The 24,390-nt window shown below is 68.3% G+C and carries 18 protein-coding genes and 1 pseudogene; 10 read left to right on the top strand and 9 right to left on the bottom strand.

Features of this window, described 5'->3' with window-relative positions; genetic code table 11:
- Positions 1-444: 444 nt before the first annotated feature.
- On the bottom strand, positions 445-1,254 hold the full coding sequence (locus tag J7J50_RS13920; RefSeq protein WP_215059253.1) for a class I SAM-dependent methyltransferase: 810 nt from the start codon (positions 1,252-1,254) through the stop codon (positions 445-447).
- A gap of 352 nt (positions 1,255-1,606) precedes the next feature.
- On the opposite strand from J7J50_RS13920, the gene J7J50_RS13915 reads away from it, so the two are divergent.
- Positions 1,607-2,608, top strand: coding sequence for a DedA family protein/thiosulfate sulfurtransferase GlpE (locus J7J50_RS13915; RefSeq protein WP_215059255.1), 1,002 nt, complete (start codon positions 1,607-1,609; stop codon positions 2,606-2,608).
- A gap of 4 nt (positions 2,609-2,612) precedes the next feature.
- Here J7J50_RS13915 and J7J50_RS13910 read toward each other — a convergent pair whose 3' ends face one another.
- Positions 2,613-3,002: a VOC family protein gene (locus J7J50_RS13910; RefSeq protein ID WP_215059257.1), complete on the bottom strand. Its 390-nt coding sequence runs from the start codon at positions 3,000-3,002 to the stop codon at positions 2,613-2,615.
- A 155-nt stretch (positions 3,003-3,157) separates the two neighbouring features.
- Here J7J50_RS13910 and J7J50_RS13905 point away from each other — a divergent pair, with 155 nt between their 5' ends.
- Positions 3,158-3,442 carry a DUF4031 domain-containing protein gene (locus tag J7J50_RS13905; protein WP_215059259.1) on the top strand — a complete coding sequence of 95 codons (285 nt, stop codon included), beginning with the start codon at positions 3,158-3,160 and terminating at the stop codon, positions 3,440-3,442.
- Between the two features lie 19 nt (positions 3,443-3,461).
- On the opposite strand, the gene J7J50_RS13900 is transcribed toward J7J50_RS13905, so the two are convergent.
- The 4 genes from J7J50_RS13900 to J7J50_RS13885 form a co-directional block, all read right to left on the bottom strand.
- On the bottom strand, positions 3,462-4,091 hold the full coding sequence (locus J7J50_RS13900) for a LysE family translocator (protein WP_215059261.1): 630 nt from the start codon (positions 4,089-4,091) through the stop codon (positions 3,462-3,464).
- 380 nt (positions 4,092-4,471) lie between these two features.
- On the bottom strand, positions 4,472-7,627 hold the full coding sequence (locus tag J7J50_RS13895) for an autotransporter serine protease (protein ID WP_215059263.1): 3,156 nt from the start codon (positions 7,625-7,627) through the stop codon (positions 4,472-4,474).
- Positions 7,628-7,998: 371 nt separating this feature from the next.
- On the bottom strand, positions 7,999-8,658 hold the full coding sequence (locus J7J50_RS13890) for a response regulator transcription factor (RefSeq protein WP_215059266.1): 660 nt from the start codon (positions 8,656-8,658) through the stop codon (positions 7,999-8,001).
- A complete protein-coding gene (locus tag J7J50_RS13885) occupies positions 8,655-10,166 on the bottom strand; it encodes a HAMP domain-containing protein (protein ID WP_215059268.1) in 1,512 nt (503 codons plus the stop codon). Before J7J50_RS13885 ends, J7J50_RS13890 begins: the two co-directional genes overlap by 4 nt.
- 132 nt (positions 10,167-10,298) lie before the next feature.
- Here J7J50_RS13885 and J7J50_RS13880 point away from each other — a divergent pair, with 132 nt between their 5' ends.
- The 5 genes from J7J50_RS13880 (at position 10,299) to J7J50_RS13860 (ending at position 16,706) form a co-directional block, all read left to right on the top strand.
- Positions 10,299-11,504: a DUF418 domain-containing protein gene (locus J7J50_RS13880; RefSeq protein ID WP_215059271.1), complete on the top strand. Its 1,206-nt coding sequence runs from the start codon at positions 10,299-10,301 to the stop codon at positions 11,502-11,504.
- 267 nt (positions 11,505-11,771) lie between these two features.
- The gene (locus tag J7J50_RS13875; RefSeq protein WP_215059273.1) at positions 11,772-13,037 is read left to right on the top strand and encodes an HlyD family efflux transporter periplasmic adaptor subunit; all 1,266 of its coding nucleotides are present in this window, start codon (positions 11,772-11,774) and stop codon (positions 13,035-13,037) included.
- Positions 13,034-15,187, top strand: coding sequence for a peptidase domain-containing ABC transporter (locus J7J50_RS13870; RefSeq protein ID WP_215059275.1), 2,154 nt, complete (start codon positions 13,034-13,036; stop codon positions 15,185-15,187). Before J7J50_RS13875 ends, J7J50_RS13870 begins: the two co-directional genes overlap by 4 nt.
- Positions 15,188-15,267: 80 nt before the next feature.
- The gene (locus tag J7J50_RS13865) at positions 15,268-15,438 is read left to right on the top strand and encodes a hypothetical protein (RefSeq protein WP_215059277.1); all 171 of its coding nucleotides are present in this window, start codon (positions 15,268-15,270) and stop codon (positions 15,436-15,438) included.
- A gap of 146 nt (positions 15,439-15,584) precedes the next feature.
- Positions 15,585-16,706: a hypothetical protein gene (locus J7J50_RS13860; protein ID WP_215059279.1), complete on the top strand. Its 1,122-nt coding sequence runs from the start codon at positions 15,585-15,587 to the stop codon at positions 16,704-16,706.
- 203 nt (positions 16,707-16,909) lie between these two features.
- On the opposite strand, the gene J7J50_RS13855 is transcribed toward J7J50_RS13860, so the two are convergent.
- Together J7J50_RS13855 and J7J50_RS13850 are read right to left on the bottom strand one after the other, a co-directional pair.
- The gene (locus J7J50_RS13855; protein ID WP_215059281.1) at positions 16,910-17,974 is read right to left on the bottom strand and encodes a lipid A deacylase LpxR family protein; all 1,065 of its coding nucleotides are present in this window, start codon (positions 17,972-17,974) and stop codon (positions 16,910-16,912) included.
- 458 nt (positions 17,975-18,432) lie between these two features.
- Positions 18,433-18,831 (bottom strand): DUF3224 domain-containing protein, encoded by a 399-nt coding sequence (locus J7J50_RS13850; RefSeq protein WP_215059283.1) that lies wholly within the window; start codon positions 18,829-18,831, stop codon positions 18,433-18,435.
- 338 nt (positions 18,832-19,169) lie between these two features.
- On the opposite strand from J7J50_RS13850, the gene J7J50_RS13845 reads away from it, so the two are divergent.
- The 3 genes from J7J50_RS13845 (at position 19,170) to J7J50_RS13835 (ending at position 23,745) form a co-directional block, all read left to right on the top strand.
- Entirely contained in the window at positions 19,170-21,278 is a 2,109-nt protein-coding gene (locus J7J50_RS13845; RefSeq protein ID WP_215059285.1) for a TonB-dependent siderophore receptor, read from the top strand.
- Complete coding sequence (locus J7J50_RS13840) at positions 21,278-22,651, top strand: PepSY domain-containing protein (protein ID WP_215059287.1); 1,374 nt, start codon at positions 21,278-21,280, stop codon at positions 22,649-22,651. The genes J7J50_RS13845 and J7J50_RS13840 overlap by 1 nt, the downstream gene beginning before the upstream one ends.
- A 425-nt stretch (positions 22,652-23,076) precedes the next feature.
- The gene (locus J7J50_RS13835; protein WP_215059289.1) at positions 23,077-23,745 is read left to right on the top strand and encodes a hypothetical protein; all 669 of its coding nucleotides are present in this window, start codon (positions 23,077-23,079) and stop codon (positions 23,743-23,745) included.
- Positions 23,746-24,056: 311 nt separating this feature from the next.
- Here the strand turns inward: J7J50_RS13835 and J7J50_RS13830 are convergent.
- Positions 24,057-24,390, bottom strand: a pseudogene (locus J7J50_RS13830) (hypothetical protein); the annotation flags it as partial.

Genomic DNA, 24,390 nt, shown 5'->3' with positions numbered 1-24,390 from the left:
TAACGGTGGACTTGTGATGCCATTTATTCATATGGACCTGCTTCACGGTTGAAATATTCCGTGGTCGCTAGGTCATTCAAACCGGTTTCCCGCTGTTCCGACCCGGGTATTTACGGGTCCAGGGCCGCGCCGGATGCTCCGTCCAGCCGGGGCTGCAAGACCGCGAAACCCTCGCAGGGCGTCCGGTACACCGACGCCTTGAGCCGGCCTATCTTGCGGCCGATCGCCCCGTCCGGCGGCTTGCCGCCTGGAACGCTCGCTGATCGATCTGGTCAATGTGCGTATGGGGTTGGGTCGGCGCTCGAAAGGCAAAAGCGCAAATCCCCCGCGTCCGCTGCGCGGACGCCGCCCCCTTTTTCTAAAGGGGGCAACGGCGGTGGCTTCGTTGTATTCGAGTGATCCGGGTTCAACCGGATCGGCGGCGGCGCTTCGCTTGCTCGCGCATCAGAACCGATAGCGCACCACGCGGCCCAGGCTGCGCAGCCAGCGCGAGCGATCGTAGAGTTTGAACAGCCAGCGCTGCGGCAACGGCAGCGCGTCCATTTCCGGCAGTTGCGCGTAATGCGGTTCGTCCACGAACTGCAGGCGCGGATGCCAGGTTTCCAGCTGGTTGGCGCCGTTCGGGCCCCATTCGCCGATGCGCGCCTGGGTCACGCGGATCATCTGCGCGTTGCGCAGCAGGCGCAGCGCGAGGCGGCTGTAGACATCGCACAGCAATTGCCCGCCCTGCGGGAAGTGCTCGATCAGCCGCCGCATCAGTTCGCGCGCGCGATCCTCGTCCAGGTACGGAAACAGGCCTTCGGCGATCACCAGCACGGGGCGGTCGTTATCGAGCTTGGCGATCCAGTCCGGCTCCATCACGTTGCTGGCCAGGGTCCGGTAGCGGCCCAGGCGCTGCGGCAACAGATCGCGGCGCAGCTGGATCACCTGCGGGAAATCGATGTCGATCCAATCCACCTCCAGCGACGGATCGACCCGGTAGATGCGCGAATCCAGGCCGCAGGCCAGATGCAGCACCAGCGTATCGGCGCGCGCTTGCAGCGCCGCGCGGGTCCAGCCGTCGATGATGCGCGAGCGCAGCGCCAGGCCGCGGATGTCGTAGGGGCTCAGGCCGAAGCGTTCGAAGTGGTAGTCGATGCGGCGGACCAGATCGTCGGCCAGGGCATCGTGCAGGATCGACGGCGTGGAGCGGTTGTCCACGGCCTTGGCGTAGAGCGTGATCAGCAGGGTTTCCTGACTGCCTTCCAGGCGCATCGGACACTCCGGTGGCGACGACGGTTGACGCGATCCAGCGCCGCGCCAGCGTGCGCGCATTGTGCGGCCGACGATGTGACGCCGGAGCGTAGGGCGACGGCCGGTCCGCGCCGCGGACAACGATGCCATGCCTGCCGTTCGCGTCCCGGCCGATCGGCGTTGCGCGGGCTCCCGCGCAGGCTGCGCGCCCATCGCGCACGGTGCGTGGCCCTCGCCCCCGCCGCCACGGCCCTCGAACCTCACCACCGCAACGATCCGTCGCCCTGCTGCGATTGCGCGCCGCCGCGCGCGGGCAGAGACTGCCGGCCATCGCCTTTGCGCGCCGACGGCGCGATTCCCCGGGACCTCATCGATGGACACGTTGCTGCATCTGATCGAGACCTACGGCCTGCTCGTGGTCTTCGTCAGCGTGTTCCTCGATCAGGGCGGGCTGCCGGTGCCGGCGTATCCGCCGATCATCGTGACCGCGGCGGTGGCGGTGGACCAGCAGCCCAGCCTCGCGCTGGCGCTGGTGCCGATCCTGCTGGCCGCCGCTCTCGCCGCCGTGCTCGCCGACAGCCTGTGGTACCTGGGCGGACGGCGGATCGGCGCGGCCCTGCTGCAGCTGATGTGCAAGCTGTCGCTGTCGCCGGATTCGTGCGTGCTGATGACCCGCGGCATCTACGCGCGCTGGGGCGCGCCATCGCTGGTGGTAGCCAAGTTCGTGCCGGGCTTCGCCGCGGTGGCGACCACGCTGGCCGGCGAAACCGGCACCAGCCCGCGGCGGTTCGCGTTCTACGACGGCCTGGGCGCGCTGCTGTGGGCGGGCGTGGCGGTGGCGCTGGGCGCGGTGTTTCATCGCGCGGTGAATGATTTGCTGGATGGGTTGGAGACGTTGGGCCGGTACGGTCTGGTCTTGATTCTGGTGCTGATCGCGGGCTTGGTGGGCTACAAGCTGCTCAAGCGCCAGTGGTTCCTGCACGAGCTGCGCATGGCGCGCATCTCGGTGGCCGAGCTGGGCCAGTTGCTGGAACAAGGCGGCGGCCCGACGATCCTGGACGTGCGCTCGCACCAGCAGCGCGACAGTTCGGGCTGGATTCCCGGAGCGATCTTCGTCGCGACCCTGGGCGACGACAGCCTGACCGGCATTCCGCCGGAGCGGCGCGAGGAAGTCATCGTCTATTGCGATTGCCCGAACGAAGCCTCCGCCGCCACCCTCGCCCGCGAACTCAAGCGGCGCGGCTTCAAGCGCGTGCGTCCGCTGGCCGGCGGCTTCGAGGCCTGGCGCGCGCAAGGGTATTCGGTGGCCACGGCCGAACAGGCCGCGGCGATGCTCGCCCGCGTCGATCCGATCGATGCCGTGGCCCAGTCGTAAGCGCTCAGCCGCGCTCGTAGAACTCGATCGGCAGATCGTCGGGATCGGCGAAGAAGGTGTAGCGGCGGCCGGTGTATTCGTCCACGCGCACCGCTTCGACCGCGATGCCGTGGCCTTGCAGCTCGCTCACGCAGGCGTCGATGTCGTCCACGGCGAAGGCCAGGTGACGCAGGCCGCAGGCTTCCGGATAGGACGGCCGCGGCGGCGGATCGGGAAAGGAAAACAGTTCCAGCTGGCCGCCGTCGGGCAGCGCCAGATCGAGCTTGTGCGAGCGCCGCGCATCGCGATAGACCTCGGCCAGCACGCGCAGGCCCAGCACCTGGGTGTAGAAATGCCTGGAGCGCGCGTAGTCGGAACAGATGATCGCGACGTGATGGATGGACGACAGCCGCATAACCGCTCCGGCGAGCGGCGGAGGTTCGCTCGCGATGCCCCGATTGTCCGATATTCTCCGATCATGCGTCCCGCGCCGATGCGACCGTCCGCGCGCGGCGGCGCTGAAACCCGACCCGGTGCCCACGCCGCGCCGCCCGCCCTGTGGAGAAGCGCATGACCGTCTACGTCGATGACGCCGTGTGGCCCTGGCGCGGCGAGCGCTGGGCCCATCTGATGGCCGACACCCTCGACGAGTTGCATGCCTTCGCCCAACGGCTGGGCAAGCCGCGTGCGGCGTTCCAGGACAAGCTCAGCGGCTGCCATTACGACGTCACCGCGCGGATGCGCGAGCGCGCGATTCAATTGGGCGCGGTGGCGATCTCGCGCCACCGCGACCGCGCGCAAGTGCGCGCGATCATCCAGCGCGCGCGCGATCAGGCCAGCGGTCGCGCGCCCTGAGCGCTGCCGCGGCGCGCGCTCAGCGGCGCGCGTCCACCGCCATGCGCACAGCCAGCGCCGACAGCACGCCGCCCATGACCCAGCGCTGCGCGGCCGCCCAGCGCGGCCGTCCGGACAGGAAACCGGCGATGCCGCCGGCTCCGGCGACGATCAGCGCATTAACCCCGACGCTGATGCAGATCTGTAGGCTGCCCAGCGCCAGCGACTGGATCATCACGCTCTTGTGCGGATCGATGAACTGCGGCAGCAGGGCCAGATAGAACATCGCGACCTTGGGATTGAGCAGGCTGGTCAGCAGGCCCATCACGAACAAGCGGCGCGGGCTGTCGGGCGCCAGTTCGCGCACCTGGAACGGCGAGCGGCCGCCCGGCTTGAGCGCCTGCCAGGCCATCCACAGCAGGTACACCGCGCCGCCGATGCGCAGGGCGTCGTAGGCGTAGGGCACCGCGAACAGCAGCGCGGTGATGCCGAATGCGGCCGCGAACAGATAGAAGAAGAAACCGATGCCTACGCCGGCCAGCGAGACGAGTCCGGCGCGGCGGCCTTGGCAGATCGAGCGCGAAACCAGGTAAACCATGTTCGGTCCCGGAGTCAGCACCATCACCAAGGCCAGGCCGGCGAACGCCAGTAACGACGACAGCTCGAACATCGCATCTCCTCCAGGTAGGCGCGGGCCGCGGCGCCGGAGTGTCATCATCGCTCATGGCGGGCGTTGCGATGAGGTGGGTGGGTGCAACGCTGTGGGGGCGAAAGCAAAAGCAAATCCCCCCTACCCCCCTTTTTCAAAGGGGGGAATTGAGTCCCGGGTTTCGACGGGAGGCGATGGCGATGGGTTGCTGCAGCTTCGGCAAGTGCGCGCAACGATCAGCCCACACCATCCCCCCACCCCCAACAATCAGTTCCCCCCTTTGAAAAAGGGGGGTTAGGGGGGATTTGCTCTTGCTCCACCCCACCCCACCCCACCAAAAAAAGAGCCGCGACGATCAAGATCGCCGCGGCTCCGGGGCTGCCCCTCTCGGGAAGGGGATCTTAGAAACGCAGCGAGTAGCGTGCGTTGATACCGTGGTCGTGCGCCTCGTCGGCGAACTGGCCGCTGTAGCTCAGCTCCAGCAGGCCGTTGGCGCTCAGGCGCGCGGCGATACCGGCTTCGACCAGATTGGCGTCCTCGCCCAGCGGCGCGCCGCTGACGGTGAAGGCGTTGCCGCCGCGCCAGGCCACGGAGGTTTCCGGGGTCAGGTCGCCGCTGGCGTGGCGACGGCCCAGGCCGCCGCGCAGGCTCAGCCAGCTGTCGTCCTGCTGCGAACCCTTGAGGTTGACGTTGAAACGCAAACCCAAGGTGGACAGATTGACCCGGCTGTCGACGCTGCGGCCGCTCAGCGCGGCCGCGCCGCCGCTTTCCTGGAACGCGTCCGTGCTCACCCGCACCTGGGCGAACTGGGCGTAGGGCTCGAACTCCCACGCGCCGGCGTTGAAGCGATAACCGCCCTCGACGAAGCCCTGCTTGCTGTCGGCATCGTAGGAGGCGCGGGTGCGATCGACGAAACCGTTGAAGCCGATGCGGCGATCCAGATCGACGTCCTGGCGGGCGAAGCTGACACCGGCGCTGAGGTTGAACTGGCCCCAGTTCTGGCCGCCGTACACGCCCAGATGCGTGCTCTTGATCCGGCCCTTGTCGAGACGATCGTTGTTGCTGTCGGTGCGGCCGTTGCCGCCGAGCACACCGATGCGCCAACCGTTGGCGAAGCGGTAGTCGTAACCCAGCAGCGTGGCCGAGCCGTTGTACTCGTTGCGCGCGGCGTTGCCGTCGCCGTCGAGCGTGCCGCCAGACTTCAGTACTTCGATCCACGCGCCCTGCGAAGCGCCGTCGCCATCGGCGGCGAACTCGCCGCGGCCGGCGCGCACGCGCACCAGCGCCGCATCGCGGACGTGGCGGCTGTCGTCGATCATGATCGAACGCAGGCTGGCATGGCCTTCGCCGCTGAGCGAATCCAGCGCCGCCAAGGCCTGCTGCGGGAACAACTGCGTCAGCGGCTGCGCCAGGCCCTGGGCGATGGCGAGCCGATCGGCCGCGCCCGCGGCGGCGCGCTGGTTGTCGGTGGTCGCAGCCGAGGCGATCGAGGCGCCGCGGGTGACTTCCACGCCGACCTGATTGGCCGAATACGCCAGACCGAACTTCAGGAACGGCGAGAACGAGGTCTGGTCGATCGCAGCGAACTGACCGCTGACGCCGCCGGCGGCGCTGATCAGATTGAAGTTCTGTCCCAGCAGGTACTGGCCCGGCGCATGCAGCACCACCAGCTTGCCGCCTTCCAGCGCGGCCTTGCCGGTGACGTCGATGCGATCGGACTGGCCGCCGGCCGACAGTTCGGCGACATAGGTCGAACCGGCCGCCTGGGTGTAGTCGCCCTGCACCGTCAGCGTACCGATCGAGTTGCCCGGCGACACCGCGCCGTCCACGCGCACGTTGCCGACGATGCGGCCGCTGCCGCCGAGCGCGCCGCCCTTGAGGACCGGCAACTGCGCTGTGGTCAACGTGCCGTTGACCACCAGCGTGCCGCCTTCGACTTGCGCCGCGTAACTGTTGTTGCCGGTGAGTTCCAGCACGCCGTCCTTGACGTTGAGACCGCCGAAACTGTTGTTGCCGCTCAGGCGCAGCCAGCCGATGCCCGACTTGGTCAGCACGCCGGGGCCGCCGATGTTGTTGCGCCAATCGTCCCAGGCCTTGCCGGTCCAGACCTTGGCGCCGCCGCCCGGGCGGTCCATCACCACATCGGTATCGACGCGGATCTGGCCGGGGCCGTCGATGGCTTTTTGCAGATTGACCAGACCCCAGCCATAGACTTCGTCCACGCCGGCCGCGCCGAGATCGGTCGCGGTGGTCAGCAGGATGTCGCGCACTTGCGTGCTGGCCAGATACGGGAAGCGTTCGAACAACAAGCCCAGCGAACCGGTAACGTGCGGCGCGGCCATCGAGGTGCCGCTGAGGTCGTCGTATTCGTAAGTCTGGCCGCCGGCGTTGACGTTGAAGGAAATCGAGCCGTCGGCATTCTTCACCAGTCCGCCGCTGAGCGCGTCGCTGCCGCCGACCACGGTGGAATGAATCACCGTGCCCGGCGCGGCCACGCACCAGTTGGCCGCCTGCGCGCAGCGCATCGAGCGGTTGCTGAGGGTGAGGTCCGGCATGATGTTGACGACGGTCAGCCAGTACGGCTCCAGGTCCGGACGCGCGCGCGGCAGGCTGGCGTAGAGACCGGCCTGCGGCGAAGTCTCCGGCGTCACGCCGGCGACGTTGTGATTGCCCGCCGCCCACACCTGCAGCAGGCCTTTGTCGAGCGAGCCCTTGGCGAACACGTCGAAGTACGCGGCGTTTTCCGGATCGTTGAGGATGTCGTCCAGATCGGCCAGGGTGCCCGGCTCGGTCGCCAGACCCCAGCTGTGATTGAGCGCGCGCACGCCCTGATCGTTCATGTCCCGGTACATGCGCGCGATGGTGTCCTCATTGGCGCCGACGCGGGTCAGGCTGACCACGCTGTAGCCGCCGGTGGGGACGCGCTGCCATTCGCGCGCGCTGTTGAACGCCCACTTGGCCACGCTGAGGTCGGAACCGAACGACACGCCGTGCATGCCGTTGCCGTCGCGATTGGCGGCGATGGTGCCGCCGACGTGAGTGCCGTGGCTTTCGTATTCCCAGCCCGGCTGCACATACGGGCCGGCGGTGATGATGCGGCGGATGTTGTCCGGCACGTTGGCGTTGAAGCCGACGTAGGTCACCTGGGCCTGATCGCCGCGCGAGCTGAAGCACGCGCCCGGGCCGCTGACGATGCTGGTGTTGGTGCAGAACGTGCCGTCGTCGAGCAGATCGGCCATCTGGATGGCGCGATTGTCCTTACCGGCGAACTCCGGATGCGCCAGCACCGTGCCGCTGTCGTAGACGCCCAGACGCACGCCCTTGCCGGTGAGGCCGCGCGCGTAGGCGTACTGCGCGTTGATCGCGGCCAGGCCCCAATCGGCGTTGAATTCGTCGCTGCGCCAGCTGTCGGGATTGCCGGGCTGGCCGTTGCCGCTTTGCGCGGACACCGCGCTGGATACGGCGAGCAAACCGCCGAGGATCGCGATCGAAAGCAGGGAGCGGGTATGCGTGCGTTGCGAAAACTGCGGGCGCGAAGCGTGGATAATGCCTTGCATCTGTGGATGAACCCCTGTCATGTGGAAAGCGCCCGAGGGAGCGCAGCAGCAACATCTGGATGCGTGGACCGCATCGCGAGTAAGCGATCGCCGGAACGACCCGTGCATTAACAAACGCACGCGTGGCCGCGACCCCCTACCTGCTTTTTGCGTCATTCCGACATGACTAACGACACGTGCATGTGCAGCGCGCGCCTGTTGCACGACCTTGCCGAATGAGTTAAATCGGCCATTCGCTCGCCATTCGCGCATCGTCCGTGCACGCGCGAACGCGCGCATCGCCGCGGCGATGCGCCGATCGATTCAAGTGAGTACGGATGCCGCGCGCGGCAGTCGATCCACCCGCGCCGCCGATACGGCCTCGCGCCGGATCAGCCCTCGTCCTGCCCGCCCGACATCAGCCCGCGCCGCCATGCGAACGCCACCGCCTCGGTGCGATCGGCCAGATGCAGCTTGGCCAGGACATTGCCCAGGTGCGACTTGACCGTCTTCTCGCCGATGTTGAGCGCGGCGGCGATGCGCGCGTTGCTGCCGCCCTCGGCGAGCTTGCGCAGCACGTCCAGCTCGCGCTCGGTCAGGCAGGCGAACGGGTCTTCGCGTGGTTCGCGCTTGCGCCGCACCGCCTTGAGGATGCGCTGGGCGACGAAGGGATGGATCACCGCCTCGCCGGCGGCGATGCGGCGCAGGGTCGCCAGCAACTCGTCGCCGAGCATGCTCTTGAACAACAGCGACTGCGCGCCGGCCTCGATCGCGGCGAAGGCCAGATCGTCCTGGTCGGTCGAGGTCAGCACCGCGATCGCGCTGCGCGGGCTCAGGCTCTTGATCGCGCGGATCGCTTCCACGCCGTCCACGTCGGGCATCATCAGGTCGATCACGATCAGGTCCGGCGCCAGATCGCGCGCCAGCCCGATCGCTTCGGCGCCGCCCGCGGCCTCGCCGACCACATCGAAATCGTCGGTCAGGCTGAGCAGGCTGCGGATGCCCTTGCGCACCACTTCATGGTCATCGACCAACAGCACCGAGGTGGTCATGCCGATACTCCTTGCGTGGGTTCCAGCGTGAACGAAACCGTCACCACCGTGCCGCTGGAGGAACTGGCGATGCGGAAACGCCCGCCCGGCAGGGTACGCGCGCGCAAGCGCATGTTGGCCAGGCCCATGCCGGTGGTCTCGTGCTCGCTGAGCATGAAGCCGCAGCCGTCGTCCTGGATGGTCCAGCCGTAACGGTTGCCGGAATTGTTGAGCACCACCTCGATCCTGCGCGCGCCGCTGTGGCGCAGGCTGTTGGCGGCGGCCTCGGTGGCGATCAGCAGCAATTGTCCCGCGTGTTGCGGAAATTCGCTCAGGCCGCGCTCGGCCACGCCGTCCAGCAGCAATCGCCATTCGATTTCGCTGCCGCCGAGCAGATGCGAGAACGTATCCTCCAGCGCCTTGCGCAGGCCTTGCTCGGCCACCGTCGGCGCCGAGAAACGCTGGATCACGTCGGCCAGATCGCGCTGCAACTGCCCGGTCAGGCCCAGCGCGGCCTTGATCAGCGCGCCCTGGCGCGGATCGCGGCCGTCGCCGCCGTCGCGTTCGTGCAGGTGATCCAGCACGCTCAGCTGCAGTCCCAGCGCGAAGCTGCGCTGCTTGGCGGTGTCGTGCAGATCGCGCGCCAGCCGGTTGCGTTCTTCCGACACCGCCAGCGCCTGGCGCACCTGGATCACTTCGCTCAAGGCGTCGGCCATGCGATCGAAACGCTGCGACAAGCGCCCGAATTCGTCGCGGCCGGGATCGTGGATGCGCGCGACCAGATCGCCCGCGGCCCAGGCGTCGGCGGCGTTCTCGGCGTGACGGATGCGCCGCGTCAGCAAGGTCGCCACCGCCACCGCCGACATCGCGCTGATCACCATCAGATAGATCACCAACCCTTCCAGGTCGCCGGAATCCGCGCGCATGAAGGTCGCCATCGAGCCGCCGGAATGCTGGCCCATGCTCAGGATCGCGCCGGGCGTGTCGCTCAAGGGCAAGGCCACCACGCTGACCCAGTCGCCGTCGCGCTCGTTGCGGCGCGGCGCCACGCCGTGGGTCGCCTCGGCCTCGTGCTCGGCTTCCTCCAGTGCCTGCGCCAGCGGCGGGCTGGGCTGGCTCGGATACTGGCAGCCGCGGCCGTCGGTATCGCGGTAACGGATCGCGATGCGGCGATTGTGGGTGCCGCCGGCGAAGCTGTACTTGGCCATCCAGTCCGGCGTGTCCATGCCGACGATACGCACCACCAGCGCCTGCAGCACCGCCTCGCACTGGCCGCGCGGCAGCCTCGCCAGCCCGGGCATCGGGCCGATCTGCCGCAATTCGCGGCGCATCCGGCTTTCCAGCATCGGCGCCGCCATGTGGTCGCGCACTTCGATGCGGGTCAGGTACAGCCCCAGCATCGCCAGCAGGCCGGTGCTGATCCAGCTGGCGATCAGCATCGACAGCAGGCATTTCCAGAACAGCCCGCTCCACCAGCGTCGCACCGGCGCGCGTGCAGCAGACGTCGGACGTGCGGCGGTTTCGCTCATGGCGTAAGTATTCCAGGTTCCGCGCATAGCGAATCCGCCAAACGTCCCGGTCGGCGCCGGCCGCCGGCCCGATGCCGGGGCGCTCGCCGCTGCCCACAATCGCCGCCACTGTCCGATTCCGGCTTCGCGATCATGCTCCCTGCCCCCACCGCCCCGGCGCGGATCGAACACCTCGACGCACTGCGCGGGCTGGCGCTGTTCGGCATCGTCATGGTCAACATCGGCGTGTTCGCCTCGCCCTGGTGGGGCCTGGGCACGACCGATCCCGGCTTCGCCGCGCCGCTGGACCGCGCGGTGAACGCGCTGGTGGCGATGGTGTTCGCGATGAAGTTCTATCTGCTGTTCTCGTTCCTGTTCGGCTACAGCTTCAGCCTGCAGCTCAGCGCCGCCCGCCGCGCCGGCGAAGCCTTCGCGCCGCGCATGGGCCGGCGCCTGCTGGGCCTGTGGGCGATCGGCCTGGCGCATGCGTTGCTGCTGTTCCACGGCGACATCCTCACGACCTATGCGCTGATGGGCGCGCTGCTGCTGGCGATGCATCGGGCGCCCGAAGCGCTCGCCGTGCGCCGCGCCAATCGCTTGCTGCTGCTGACCGCCGCGGCCTGGGCCGGATTGGCGATGTGGGCGTGGATCGACGGCGCGCCGGCCGGCGACGACGCCGCGATCGCGGCGCAGGCCCGCGCCGCGTTGAGCGGTTTCACCGGCGATCCGGGCGACGTGCTGTCCGCGCGCGCCGACGCGCTGTGGTCGAGCGCGTGGGTGATCGCCGGCCTGCAGGCGCCGTGCGCGCTGGCGATGTTCCTGTACGGGATGATCGCCGGCCGCCGCCAGATCCTCGCCCGCGTCGATCACTACCGGCCGCTGCTGCGCACGCTGCGGCGCTGGGGCCTGGGCATCGGCCTGCCGGCGGCGGCGTTGTTCGCCGCCGTGCAGGCGTGGGCGCCGGGCGGCGCGCTGGAATTGCTCGCGCTGGCGCTGTCGATCGCGACCGCGCCGCTGCTGTGCCTGGCCTACGTGGCCGTGGCCATGCGCGTATTCGCCGGCCGCGGCGGCGCGCGCATCGCGCGGGCGCTGGCGCCGGCCGGGCGCATGGCGCTGTCGAACTACCTGCTGCAATCGTTCGTGCTGTCGCTGCTGTTCACCGGGTACGGCCTGGGCCTGATGGGACGGATCTCGCCGCTGGGCTGCGTGGCGGTGGCGACGGCGCTGTTCGGCGCGCAACTGTGGCTGAGCGATGCATGGCTGCGGCGCCACGCCTACGGCCCGGTGGAATGGCTGCTGCGCGCGATCACCCTCGGCGCGTGGCCGCGCGCGCGGCCGGCGGCCTATCGTTCGCGCTGAACGCGACGGCGATCGATTCGAAGGCATCGTCGGCGCCGTCCGGCAGCGACGATGAACGCGGCGCTACCGTACTGCGCACTGAATGACCACTGTCACCTTTGCTCGGAACCGTGACCGGCTTCGACAATGGCGGCGTAGTCAGTCACGCGGACATATACGAGACTCAACGGCCCACCGTCGTCGCCAGGAGACTGCGCACGCCGCCGTGATCATCGCCATCCGCCCACACACTCGCCTCGCGCCGGCCGCGCGCGTCTGACCGTCCTCGTGCGCGAAGACCTGTTCCGACGCGAAATGCTCGACGCCAGGAAACAGCGCTGGCTCGGCAGCATTCGCCTGCCGGTTTCGCGCATGGGCTGGCCGATGGCGGCGCTGGCCCTGGCCGCGCTGATCGCGCTGATCGCCTTGCTGGGATTGGGCCGCTACACCCGCAGCGAGCGCGCCAGCGGCCTGCTGGTGCCGCAAGGCGGCCTGCTCGCGCTCAGCGCCCCCGCCGCCGGCACCCTGCTGCGCAGCCATGTGCGTGAAGGCCAACGCGTTTCGCGCGGACAGATCCTGCTGGAGATTTCCTCCGAGATCGACAGCCCGGCCCTGCGCGCCGGCGTCGGCCAGGCGGTGGGCGCGGAACTGGCGGTGCAGCGCGCGCGCCTGCTGGCCGACCGCGACGCGCTCGAACGCGAACGCCAGGACGATTCGGCGCAACTGCGCCAACGCATCGCCGCCGCGCGCGACCGCATCGCCCTGGCCGACGCGCAGTTGCGCCTGCGCCGCGAACAAGCCGCGCAAGCGCAGCGGCTGGCGCGGCAGGTGCAACCGCTGCGCGGCGACAAACTGCTCAGCGATGTGCAGTGGCAACAGTACGAGACCACCCGCATCGAAGCCCAGACCCGGGTCCAGGACGCGCAGCGCGACGGTCTGAGCGCCACGCGCGAACTGGCCGACGCGCAATCGGCGCTGCAGCAACTGCCGCAGCGCCTGAGCGAGCAACGCAACCGCATCGAACGCGAGCTGGCCGGCATCGCCCAGGACGACGCCCGCAACGAAGGCCGCCGCCGCATCGCCGTGATCGCGCCGCGCGACGGCCGCGTGGCCGCCCTCGCCGGCGTCGAAGGCCAAGCGGTCGGCGCCGGCCAGCGATTGCTGTCGCTGCTGCCCGAACGCGCGCCGATGCAGGCCGAGTTGTGGGTTTCCGACCGCGCCGTCGGCCTGATCGCGCCGGGCACGCCGGTCGCGCTGCGCTACGCCGGCTTTCCGTATCAGCGTTACGGCCTGCAGCGCGGGCGCGTGCTCGACATCGCCCGCGGCGCGCTGTCGCCGGAGGAAATCCGCGCGCGCACCGGCCTGTCGGTCGCAGCGCCGGCGTGGCGCGTCGGCGTCGTCCTGGACCGGCAATCGATCGGCGCGCATGCCTTGCCGGCGCAGATGCGCGTCGATGCCGATCTGCAACTGGAACGCCGCCGTCTGTACGAATACCTGCTGGCGCCGCTGTCGGCGCAGGCGGCGACGCGCGAACCGATGCGGGCCGCGCCATGAGCCGCAAGCCGCTGCCCGCGATCCAGCAGAACGAGCTGGCCGAATGCGGCCTGGCCTGCCTGGCGATGATCGCGATCCATCACGGCCACGACATCGATCTGGCCAGCCTGCGCCGGCGCTTTCCGGTGTCGCCGCGCGGCGCCACCCTGGCGCGCCTGATCAAGACCGCCGGCGCGCTCGGCTTCGACACCCGGCCGCTGCGCGCGGAGATCGAGCACCTGCCCGATCTGCAGCTGCCGTGCGTGCTGCACTGGGACCTCAACCATTTCGTCGTGCTCAAGCGCATCGCCCGCGGCCGCGTCGAAATCCACGATCCGGCGCGCGGCGCGGTGACGATGCCGTTGGCCGAATTCGGCCGCCACTACACCGGCATCGCCCTGGAACTGACGCCGCGCCCGGATTTCGCGCCGATGCGCGAGCGGCAACGGCTGAGCCTGCGCGCGCTGGCCGGGCAGATCGTCGGATTGCGCCGCGCCGGCCTGCAGATCCTGGCCCTGGCGGTAAGCCTGGAAGCCTTCACCCTGCTGCTGCCGATGGCGATGCAATGGGTGATCGACCGCGTGCTGGTATCGGCCGATGTCGAACTGCTGCATCTGCTCGGCATCGGTTTCCTTGCGGTGGTGCTGTTTCAATCGGCGATCACCGCGATGCGCGGCTGGCTGGTCGCCGACCTGGGCGCGGCGCTCAATTCGCAATGGCTGGCCAATCTGTTCGGCCACCTGTTGCGGTTGCCGCTGGATTTCTTCGAGAAGCGCCACGTCGGCGGGGTGATGTCGCGCTTCGTCTCGGTGCAGGCGATCCAGCAGACCCTGACCGGCAGTTTCGTGGAAAGCCTGCTCGACGGTTTCACCGTGGTGCTGGTGCTGGCCTTGCTGCTGCTCTACAGCCCGGCCTTGACCGCGCTGGTTCTGGCCGCGTTCGCGTTGTACGCGGGCCTGCGCTGGGCCGCGTTCCGGCGTCTGCGCCGGCTCAAGGAAGAGCAGTTGATCCAGGTCGCGCAACAGCAGAGTCTGCTGATCGAAGCGATCCAGGGCGTGCAGACGATCAAGCTGGGCAACAAACAGGACGAGCGCCGCGCGCGCATCGCCAACGCCAGCGTCGAGGTCGCCAATCGCGAAGCCGCGATCGCCCGCACCACCGCGGTGTTCTCCGCGCTGTCCAAGCTGGTGTTCGGCGCGCAACGCGTGCTGCTGATCTGGATCTGCGCCTGGATGGCCCTGCAAGGCCGTTTCACCGCCGGCATGATGGTGGTGTTCGTCGCCTACGCCGATCTGTTCGCCACCCGCACCGGCAGCCTGATCGACAAACTGGTGGACCTGCGCCTGCTCGGCCTGCACGCCCAGCGCATCGCCGACATCGCGCTGGAACCGCCGGAAGCGCACGTGCACACCGACTACGCCGGGCCCTTGCCGGCGCCGCGCATCGAACTGGAAGGCGTGAGTTTCCGCTACGCCGACGACGAGCCGTGGATTCTGCGCGACTGCAGTTTCTCGATCGAAGCCGGCGAATCGGTCGCCATCGTCGGCCCGTCGGGTTGCGGCAAGACCACCCTGGCCAAATTGATGCTCGGCCTGCTGCGCCCGAGTTCCGGCGCGATTCGCATCGGCGGCGTCGATATCCATCGTTACGGGCTAGCGGCCTATCGCGAGCTGTTCGGCGCGGTGATGCAGGAAGACGTGCTGTTCGCCGGCTCCATCGCGGAGAACATCGCCTTCTTCGATCCGGCCGCGAGCCAGGAGCAGATCGAAGCGGCCGCGCGCGCCGCGCGCATCCACGACGACATCCTCGCCATGGCGATGGGCTACGAGACCTTGGTCGGCGACCTGGGCCAGTCGCTGTCGGGCGGACAGAAGCAACGCGTGGTGCTGGCGCGCGCGCTGTACCAGCGGCCCTCGATCCTGCTGCTGGACGAAGCCACCAGCCATCTGGACGTGGCGCGCGAGCACGAGATCAATCGCGAGATCGCCGCGTTGCGCATCACCCGCATCGTCATCGCTCACCGGCCCGACACGATACGCAGCGCCGATCGCGTCGTGTCCTTGCGCGACGGCGTCAGTGAACAATTCGCAACCAATCAGTACGCAATCCCGATTCATTCGCGAGCACACGACGAAACTGCGATCGCCTTGGGCAAATCGCGTGTTTTGTAGTTGCTAGCATCGGTGCACGTGCCGACGCCGGAACGGCCTTTCAACTCTTTCCGGCACTACGTTTCTCTGGAGAAAACTTCATGAGCAAGCAAGACGTACAAGCGCAGAACGAAGCCGTCCGCCCGCTCGCCCGCGTCGCCGCGCGCGAGCTGTCGCTGGAAGAAGTCGCGGCGATTTCCGGCGGCAAGGGCGACACCACCCACGCCACCGGCCCCGGCGGCGACGATCCGGGCGATCCGGACCTGGTGTAATCGCGTCGAACGCGGATCGTGACGGCGAACTCGCGCGCGAGCGAGGTGCGCGGAAACCTGGCGATCCGCATTGACCACTCGGCACGCCCTGTTCCCGGGGCGTGCCGATCTTCGCAACCCGTGTTGCGCGCACCCGCAGAACCGTTATGACCGCTTACCGCCGCCCCCTGATTCTTTCCGCGCTGGCCCACGACATCCACGCCTCCTCGGTGCGCTGGGCGCTGCGCGCCAGCGGCATCGACGCGGTCTGGGCCGGCTCGCTGGCGCAATCCGAACTCGGCCCGATGTCGCTGCATTGCGATGCCGATACCGGACTGTGCATGAGCGGCGCGCTCGACGGCGACAGCATCGGCGCGGTCTGGTACCGGCGCGCGCGCAATCCCGAATCCTTCCCGCGCGCGCACGACGGCGATCAGGCCTTCCTGCGCGGCGAGTGGGGCCGTTTCCTCAAGAACGTGTACGCCCTGACCGATCACGGCGCGGACCGTCTGTGGGTCAACCGCCCCAATGCGGCCGCGATGGCCGAGAACAAACTCGTGCAACTGCGCGCCGCGCATCGCTGCGGCCTGCGCTTTCCGCCGACGCTGGTGTCGCACGATCCGCAGGAAATCCGCCGTTTCGTCCAGCGCCATGGTCGCGTGGTCTACAAGCCGTTCATGACCCACACCTGGAAGGACGCCGAAACCGGGCGCATGTTCAGCACCTACGCGCGCATCGTCGAGCCGGCGATGCTGGAGGACGACGCCAGCCTGCTGCACTGCCCCGGCATCTATCAGGTCTATGTCGATAAACGCTGCGACCTGCGCGTGACCGCGATCGGCGACCGCTATTTCGCCGCGCGTCTGCACACCCAGCACGACGACGGCTTCGTCGATTGGCGGGTGCGGCAGTCGGTGCAGGGCTTGCGCGCCGAGCCCGGCGAGCTGTCGGCCGGCGATCAGGCCAAGCTCGCGGCCTTGATGCGCGAGTTGGGGCTGGTGTTCGGCTGCATCGACCTGGCCATCGATGCGAACGGCGAGGCGCACTTCCTTGAAGTCAATCAGGCCGGCCAGTTCCTGTTCGTGGAAGACCTGCTGCCGTCGCTGCCGTTGCTCAGGGCGATGAGCGCGATGCTGGCCGAGGGCCGGCCGGATTATTCGTTGGCGACGATCGCGCAGGTGTCGTATGCCGACTACTGCGCGAGCGAAGAGCATCGCGAGTGGTGGGCGCAGGCGAGCGAGACCTTGCGCGATCGCAGTCCGGCGGCTTCGGGGATTACGCTGGAGTAAACGGCGGTTTTTTTGGCAAGGGCTTCGGCTTTTGTGGGAGGGGCTTCAGCCCCGATGCTTTTCGATCAGATCGATGTCGAATTCGATGATTGGAGTGCGCGGCGACCGGAGCGAAAAGCATCGGGGCTGAAGCCCCTCCCACAAAAGCCTTCCCACAAAAGCCCCTTCCACAAAAGCGCCCCCCACAAGAGCCGCGACGCGACTCAAAGCGCCCGGCTCACCGTGAAACTGCCGAACACCGGCGTCTGCTTCTGCCCATCGAATTCGCGGGTGCGGTGATAACGCGCCAGCGCGAACTTCCAGCGCCCGCGCATCACCGCGATGCCATAGCCGACTTCGCCCACGAACGGCCGCTTGTCCACGCTTTGACTGTGGCGAAAGGTGTTGCCGTCCAGGGTGATGTCGCGCAGCACCCAGCGCACGTCCGAGGTCAGGAACAGGTGCGCGCCGAATGGCCGGTCGCCGGTGTTGTAGTGCCGGGTCGGCGCGGTGTTCTCGCCGGCCGGGCGCAGCGGCGTGCTGCCGAAATCGTCCGGCAGGCGCAGGCCGAAGCGCACTTCGGCGCCGGTGTTGGCGTAGGTCGCCAGATTGCCGAAGCTGCCGCCGTAATGAGCGATCGCATCCCAGCCCCAGGTGCCGTTGTGGGCGTCGCCGGCCGAATAGCGATGCATGCGCTCGTGAACGATGCGGAACACCGGTTCGTCGTGCAGTTGGTTGTCCCAGCCCTTGAAGGTCTCATCGCCCAGCGCCTTGTGCACCGCGTTCTGCACCTGCTTGCCGAGCGCGGACGGGCCGACGATGCCGAACTGCAACTGCGTGGTCTGCAGGTAGTCGCCGTTGCGCGCGTTGTAGCCCAGGCCCATCAGCAGCGCGGCGGCGTAGGGCCGATCGTCCTCGATCAGGTCGCGACGGCTGAAGTCGGTCGGGGTGAAGATGCCCTGGGCGAAGGTCGCGATCATATTGCGCTGCTCGAACCCTTGCGCCGGCTGCAGCGCATCGAGATGGCGATTGACCCAGCGCGCCAGGCGCGGGATGCACGGATCGTCGGTGTAGTCGGCCAGATTCGGCGACACCAGGGTCAGCTGGATGCCGTTGCTGTAGCCCTGGTCCTGGCCGCCGAACAAATCGTTGTCCAGGCGCAGATTGACCGTGGGCGGCAGGCGGGTGTGACCGTTGGTGCAGGCCTCGCGGCCTTGCGCGGCGGCGGCGTTCGCGTGCACGGCGGCCGCGGCGAGCAGGAGGAAGAAGAACAGTGCGTTAGGGCGCATGGAAGGATTCGGCAATACCGGGCCGCGGCCGCGCGGAGCGCGCCGGGCGATTGGGAAGCGACGCGGGACAAACCGCACCGGGCACCGTGGCGACCGTCGGGCGACGCGGGGTCGCGATGGCGGCGTGGCTGCGGATCGGCGCACAAGTTCGCATGGATCGTCGGGGACGGCGTTTGCAGCGTCGCGACGGATTGTCCCGCTGATGGTGCTTGAGACGGCCGGCGGCGTCTTTGCCGGATGAGCCGGCTTTTGTAGAAGGGGCGGCTTTTGTGGGAGGGGCTTCAGCCCCGATGCTCTTCGCTCAGATAGCGTCGCGCGCCCTACAAGCATCGAGCATCACAGCGATCTGAGCCGAAAGCATCGGGGCTGAAGCCCCTCCCACAAAAGTCGCCCCTCCCACAAAAGCCCCTGCCACAAAAGCCCCTCCCACAAGAGCCGCCCCTTCCACATGCGCGATCTCAGCCCTCAGGCAACTCGTAATCGAACAGATAGAAATGCGTCCCGCCCTCGCGCACATCGATGCTCATGCGCCCGCTCAGCCCGACCAGCTCGCCAGTGCCCGAGTCCGGCACCACGGTCACGCTCAGATCGGCGCGGCCGCGATCCATCAGGCCGCGATGCACCATCAGGAAACTGCCGCTGCGCCCGGCCAGCGTGCCCTCGACTTTCTCCAGCGCGACGTAACCGGCCGAGCCCTTGGTCTGAGTCATCGCCGCCAGCATCTCGCCGCGGCTGCTGGCCTGCAGTTCGCCATGGAATTGCTTGTCCAGGGCCATGCGGCCGAACTGGCCCTCGGCGGCCTCGTGCACCGGCTGCGGGCTCAGCGTGACATTGAACGGACCTTCGACGTGCGGCATGGCGGCTCTCCTGGCGAGGGGCGGATACGGTCGTAAAGGCTCCAGATCGGGCAGGTTAGACCTTCGCCGCGCATCCGCCCAGAGGCGCGCGGCCGCCCGCGCCGGCGCCACTGCGGCAACTTGCCGCACACCCCGACACGCCCGCGCGGCCTAGCATCGTGCGCTTGTCCGCCGTCCGGCGGCGCGGCGGCGGCGCGTACCGGCGGCCGCACTCTCCCTTTCGCTGCGATGCGCGGCCGCCGCCGCGCGTCGCCTTGCCCGTTATCTCCTCCATGCACAAGCGCAATCTCCGCACTTTTCGCCCGGCCGCATTGGCATGTTCGCTGTTGGCCTGCGCGATGCCGGCCGCGCACGCCGACGAAGCCGTCGATCTCGACGCGGTGCGCGTGCACGGCCAGCGCGCCGATGCGCGCGCCGCTTCGGTCGCCACCGCCAGCCGCCTCGGCCTGGACCCGGCCGAGATTCCCGCGACCCTGGACGTGCTCGATCGCGACGACATCCAGGCGCGCGGCCTGCGCGACAGCGTCGAGGTCCTGCGCGCGATGCCCGGGGTGATGGCCGGCAACCTGCCCGGCCAGCCCGGCGTCGCCTCGATGCGCGGCTTCGCCAGCGGCGCGGTGTCGTATCTGTTCGACGGCGTGCGCCTGACCAGTTCGGGGTTTTCCTCGCGCAACTGGGACAGCTTCCAGTTCGAACGGGTGGAAGTGCTGAAGGGACCGGCCTCGGTGCTGTACGGCGAAGGCGTGCTGGCCGGCGCGATCAACTTCGTTCCGAAAAGCGCCAGCCTCGACGGCCGCGACGGCGAACTGCTGCTGGCCTACGGCAGCCACGACAGCGCCCGGCTCGGGCTCGACGCCAATGTTCCGCTGAGCCCGACCGTGGCCGTGCGCGGCGTACTCAGCGCGAATCGCTCCGACGGCTACATCGACGACACCGCCTCCGAGGCGCAGTCGTTCGGCGGCTCGCTGCTGTGGCAGCCGAACGACGACCTGAGCGCCCGCGTCGCCCTGGACTATCAGCGCGACGATTTCGACACCGCCTATTTCGGCGCGCCGTTGCTGCCGCGGGAGTTGGCGGCCGATCCCAGCGGACTGGTCGACAACGCGGCCGGCTGGGTGATCGACAAGGCCGCGCGTTCGCGCAACTACAACGTCCGCGACGGCCGCATGGATTCACGCTCGTGGTGGCTGCGCACGCGCCTGGATTACCGGCTAAGCGAGGACTGGAGCCTGAGCCAGGAAGCCAGCGTCTACGACGCGCGCCGCCGCTGGGACAATACGGAAGACTTCAGCTACGACACCGCCAGCGGCTTGTTCGATCGCGACAGCGCGCGCATCCATCACGATCAACGCGTCTGGAACGAGCGCCTGACGCTCAAGCACGACGGCCGCCTGGCCGGCCGCCGCCACAGCTTCGCCGCCGGCATGGAATACAGCGACACCGACTTCTTCAACCTGCGCCGCTTCGGCCATGCCGCGCCGGTGGACGTGCTGGCGCTCGATCGCGGCGAATTCCCCGCCGATACCGCGGCCAGTTTCGACAACGGCCGCAGCGATTTCAGCACCCGGGTCAAGGTCGAGGCGCTGTTCGTCGAAGACGCCTTGAACCTCACTCCGCGCTGGCTGCTGGTCGGCGGCCTGCGCCATGAGCGCATCGATCTGCAGCGGCGCAATCTGGACCTGGACAGCGGCGTGCGCAGTCGCTTCGATCGCGAGTTCTCGCCGACATCGTGGCGTCTGGGCAGCGTGTTCGAGCTGCGCCCGGGCAGCCAGTTGTATGCGCAGTACAGCAGCGCGGTGCTGCCGGTGAGTTCGTTTCTGACCATCAACCAGCGCAACAACGCCTTCGACCTCAGCCACGGCGACGCGGTCGAACTGGGCCTGCGCAGCGCCTTGTTCGATCAGCGCCTGCGCTTGAACGCGGCGGTGTATCGCCTGCGCCAGGACGACATCGTCACCCGCGATCCGCTGCAGCCGCAGATCAGCGTGCAGAACGGCCGCCAGTCCTCGCGCGGCGTCGAGCTGTCGCTGAGCGCGCAGGCCACCGCGCGGCTGCGCATCGACGCCAGCGCGGCGCTGTTGTCGGCGCGCTTGAACACCTTGCGCGAAGCCGGCGGCGCCGATCGCAGCGGCAACCGCCCGTCCAACGTACCCGAACGCACCGCCAGCCTGGACGCGTGGTACCGCCTCGACGGCCTGCCGCTGAGCTTCGGCCTGGGGCTGCGCCACGTCGGCGATTTCTACACCGACAACGCCAACACCACCCGGGTGCGGGGGCACACCGTCGCCGACGCGGCGGTGGACTGGAACGGCGCCGGCGGCCGCTACACTGTGCGCGTGCGCAACCTCACCGACGCCTTCTACGCCGACTGGTCGGGCTACAGCCCGAGCCAGGTCTATCTGGGCGCGCCGCGCAGCGTCGAGCTGAGCTACTCGCGGTCGTTCTGATGAGCCAGACCCGCCACGACCGTCATCTCTACCGCGCGGTGTGGCGCTGGCATTTCTACGCCGGCCTGTTCGTCGCGCCGCTGCTGCTGATCCTGGCGATCACCGGTTCGATCTATCTGTTCAACGACGAGATCGAAGACGCGCTGCACGCGCCGTTGCATTTCGCACCGCAGCGGCAGGCCGACCTGCCGCTGTCGCGCCTGCTCGCCGCCGCGCAGGCGGCGCATCCGGGCGAAGTCACCCGCATCGATCTGCCGTCGGACCCGCATCGCACCGCGCAAGTCTTCGTCACCCCGCGCCAGGGCGAGCCGCTGCGCGTGTTCGTCGATCCCGGCAGCGCGCGCGTGCACGGCGCTTTCGTCTACACCCGCACCCTGGTCGGCTTCGCCGACACCATGCACGGCTCGCTGATGCTGGGCCGCTTCGGCGACGCCATCGTCGAGCTCGCCGCCTGCTGGGCGCTGCTGCTGATCGCCACCGGCGCCTACCTGTGGTGGCCGCGCGAACACGGCTGGCGCCAGGCGCTGTGGCCGCGATGGCGCGAACGCGGCCGCCCGTTCTGGCGCAGCCTGCATTCCAGCATCGGCGCCTGGACCGCGATGCTGATCGTGTTCCTGATCGTCACCGGCCTGCCCTGGGCCGGCGTGTGGGGCGACCTGCTGCGCGCGGGCACGCAACAACTCGGCATCGGCTATCCGTCCGAACATCGCCACCACGCCGCCGCGACCGCGCCGAAAGCGGTCACCGTCGCGCAGGCGATCGGCGAAGCGCCGTGGACGATGCGCGACGCGCCCATGCCCGCCTCCGAGCATGCGCACCACCACGCCGCCGCGAACGACGCCCCCGCGCGCGACATCGGCATCGACGCTGTCGCGCGCGTGCTGGCCGCGCACGGCCTGCGCGGCGACTACCGGCTGTCGCTGCCGCGCGGCGAAGACGGCGTCTATACCGCCGTGGTCTATCCGAACCGGCCGCAAGGCCAGCGCACCGTGCACGTGGATCGCTACAGCGCGCGCATCGCCGGCGACACCGGCTTCGCCGACTACGGCTGGGCCGCCAAGGCGGTCGAACTCGGCGTGCAGTTGCACATGGGCAACTATTTCGGCCGCGTCAACCAGATCGTGATGCTGCTGACCTGCCTCGGCGTCGTCGCCCTGTGCTGCAGCGGCGCATGGATGTGGTGGCGCCGGCGCCCGCGCGGTCGCCTCGGCGCACCGAGCCTGCCATCCAAGATGCGGCTGCGCACGATCGCGCTGATCACCCTGGGCTGCGGCGTCTTGTTCCCGCTGCTGGGCGCATCGCTGCTGCTGGTGTTCGTACTCGATCGGATAGTGCTCTCGCGTCTGCCGCGCCTCGCGGCCATCGTGCGCTGAGCCAAGCTGCAAATTCTTTTGTGGAAGCAATTTCCTTTATGGGAGTGGCGGCCTTTGTGGGAGGGGCTTCAGCCCCGATGCTTTTCGCTCGGATCGCCGCGTCATTGCCCCATAGGCATACCCGCAGGAATACGAGGGACAGCGCCTGTAGACATAAAAGACGAAAACTCAACTCGTCAGCGGAAATGAAAAGCGAAGCGACTGGAGCCACGCTTCGTCAAGCCGGCCTCACATAAGAGGCACAAAAACAACCTATTTACTGCTTATTTTTAAGCCATATCCGCCGAATCCGTTTGACGATTCTTTGAAGCTTGCGGTATTCCAGTCCACGGACGGCTACGCCTTCGTGATCTGCGCTTCGCGATCCTCAGCTGACAGCCCTCCCTGTCTCTTCCAACCCTCCACTAAGGACGATCGGGGCGAGCATGAAAATACACACCCGCACTGGCCGCGAACTTTTCGCCACGCCGGCCAAGCTCAAGACTTACGCAGCAATGGTGGCGCTCGGCCTGTTCTGTACGGTTTCGACCGGCTGCGGCAAGGGAAGCGATCCACACGACGCGCCCGATGAAGCCCGCAATGGCCGCATCGAACCAAGCTCGAATGGCGCCAACCCTATGCCCTCGCCGACTTCGACGGAACCCGCGGCATCGCCTCAAGTTCACAAGACCACAAGCGCACCTCCGAGCTCATCGGCTTCGGATCAACTTGCAAGCAGAAAAGCACTCGATTCGTTAGCGCAGGAGATCAAGGCGAACGGCGTTGGCTCCGACGAAATTAGCGATCTTAGTGCGCTGTTCTTGAAAGAGCCGCGCGACGAGGCTTGGGCTTCGTCGGCCGAGTACACCATCTCCAACGTGGCGGCGAACTTGAACCGCAAATACGGGTCCGGGCTGGAGGTCGCCAAAGCCAGTTGCCGACAGACGCTGTGCGAATTGCAGGTGGTCAACCGCAAGGGTGTCGGCGGGTCGCCGCTCGATTGGAACATCGCTTACAGGCAGTTGAAGAACAGTCTTAAATCTTCGAACAGCCAGACGATCATGCGACCGCTTCCGGATGGCCAGGTGGTGTATCACACCTACATCATTCGGTAGTCGGCCGATTTGACTTTACGGAACATCGGAACGAAAAGCGTCGGGGCTGAAGCCCCTCCCACAAAAGCTGCCCTCCCACAAAAGCTGCCCTTCCACAAAGGCCGCCCCTCCCACAAAAGCACTCCCTCCAAAAAAACATCGCCGCGAACGCGGCGATGTCTGGGTCCCCTGCGGATGAAGCGGCTGGATCGATTCCGCGACGGCTTGGGCGCACTCCCCGATCTGCGATCAAAAGCGACTACTGACTCCGGTCCAGCGTACCGGAGCCAGTAGCGCCACCCGACCGCCGCTCTGATGCTCCTCCGACCCGGTTATTGCGTCCGGGCCGAAGCCTCGTCGCACCAGGTCTGCGGCCGGGTCACCGCGCCCGACGGAGGGGCGGATCGCGGTGTGGCGGCGGCGAGTCGCGTCGCGGGACGGCGCTTGGTCGCCTTGGAACCCGTGCCGCGCGAGGCGACACGTTTGGTCTTGGACATCGGACGCGTGCCGCGCGCCTTGGCCTTGGCGATCGGTCGCGCGCCGCCGGCCTTGGCGACCGGACGCGCCTTGCACTGGCCGAACGCCGCGGGTTGACCGGCAGGCTGCGACGACGGCGTCGAAGCCGCGCCCGCCGCACCCGCCGCGGCCGCCGCGCCGGTGCCGGCC

It is taken from the genome of Lysobacter sp. ISL-50, assembly GCF_018612875.1.
In the GTDB taxonomy this organism is placed as follows: domain Bacteria; phylum Pseudomonadota; class Gammaproteobacteria; order Xanthomonadales; family Xanthomonadaceae; genus Lysobacter.
The sequence above is the reverse complement of the archived record's forward strand: the minus strand, read 5'-3'. Positions and strand labels throughout refer to the sequence as shown.

What these genes read in the sequence shown, in the direction of transcription:
- J7J50_RS13880 (WP_215059271.1), top strand. Translation starts at nt 10,299, where the DNA reads ATGCTCCCTGCCCCCACCGCCCCGGCGCGGATCGAACACCTCGACGCA.
- J7J50_RS13890 (WP_215059266.1), bottom strand. Translation starts at nt 8,658, where the DNA reads ATGACCACCTCGGTGCTGTTGGTCGATGACCATGAAGTGGTGCGCAAG.
- J7J50_RS13920 (WP_215059253.1), bottom strand. Translation starts at nt 1,254, where the DNA reads ATGCGCCTGGAAGGCAGTCAGGAAACCCTGCTGATCACGCTCTACGCC.
- J7J50_RS13900 (WP_215059261.1), bottom strand. Translation starts at nt 4,091, where the DNA reads ATGTTCGAGCTGTCGTCGTTACTGGCGTTCGCCGGCCTGGCCTTGGTG.
- J7J50_RS13870 (WP_215059275.1), top strand. Translation starts at nt 13,034, where the DNA reads ATGAGCCGCAAGCCGCTGCCCGCGATCCAGCAGAACGAGCTGGCCGAA.
- J7J50_RS13910 (WP_215059257.1), bottom strand. Translation starts at nt 3,002, where the DNA reads ATGCGGCTGTCGTCCATCCATCACGTCGCGATCATCTGTTCCGACTAC.
- J7J50_RS13855 (WP_215059281.1), bottom strand. Translation starts at nt 17,974, where the DNA reads ATGCGCCCTAACGCACTGTTCTTCTTCCTCCTGCTCGCCGCGGCCGCC.
- J7J50_RS13850 (WP_215059283.1), bottom strand. Translation starts at nt 18,831, where the DNA reads ATGCCGCACGTCGAAGGTCCGTTCAATGTCACGCTGAGCCCGCAGCCG.
- J7J50_RS13915 (WP_215059255.1), top strand. Translation starts at nt 1,607, where the DNA reads ATGGACACGTTGCTGCATCTGATCGAGACCTACGGCCTGCTCGTGGTC.
- J7J50_RS13865 (WP_215059277.1), top strand. Translation starts at nt 15,268, where the DNA reads ATGAGCAAGCAAGACGTACAAGCGCAGAACGAAGCCGTCCGCCCGCTC.
- J7J50_RS13885 (WP_215059268.1), bottom strand. Translation starts at nt 10,166, where the DNA reads ATGAGCGAAACCGCCGCACGTCCGACGTCTGCTGCACGCGCGCCGGTG.
- J7J50_RS13905 (WP_215059259.1), top strand. Translation starts at nt 3,158, where the DNA reads ATGACCGTCTACGTCGATGACGCCGTGTGGCCCTGGCGCGGCGAGCGC.
- J7J50_RS13895 (WP_215059263.1), bottom strand. Translation starts at nt 7,627, where the DNA reads ATGCAAGGCATTATCCACGCTTCGCGCCCGCAGTTTTCGCAACGCACG.
- J7J50_RS13835 (WP_215059289.1), top strand. Translation starts at nt 23,077, where the DNA reads ATGAAAATACACACCCGCACTGGCCGCGAACTTTTCGCCACGCCGGCC.
- J7J50_RS13845 (WP_215059285.1), top strand. Translation starts at nt 19,170, where the DNA reads ATGCCGGCCGCGCACGCCGACGAAGCCGTCGATCTCGACGCGGTGCGC.
- J7J50_RS13840 (WP_215059287.1), top strand. Translation starts at nt 21,278, where the DNA reads ATGAGCCAGACCCGCCACGACCGTCATCTCTACCGCGCGGTGTGGCGC.
- J7J50_RS13860 (WP_215059279.1), top strand. Translation starts at nt 15,585, where the DNA reads ATGACCGCTTACCGCCGCCCCCTGATTCTTTCCGCGCTGGCCCACGAC.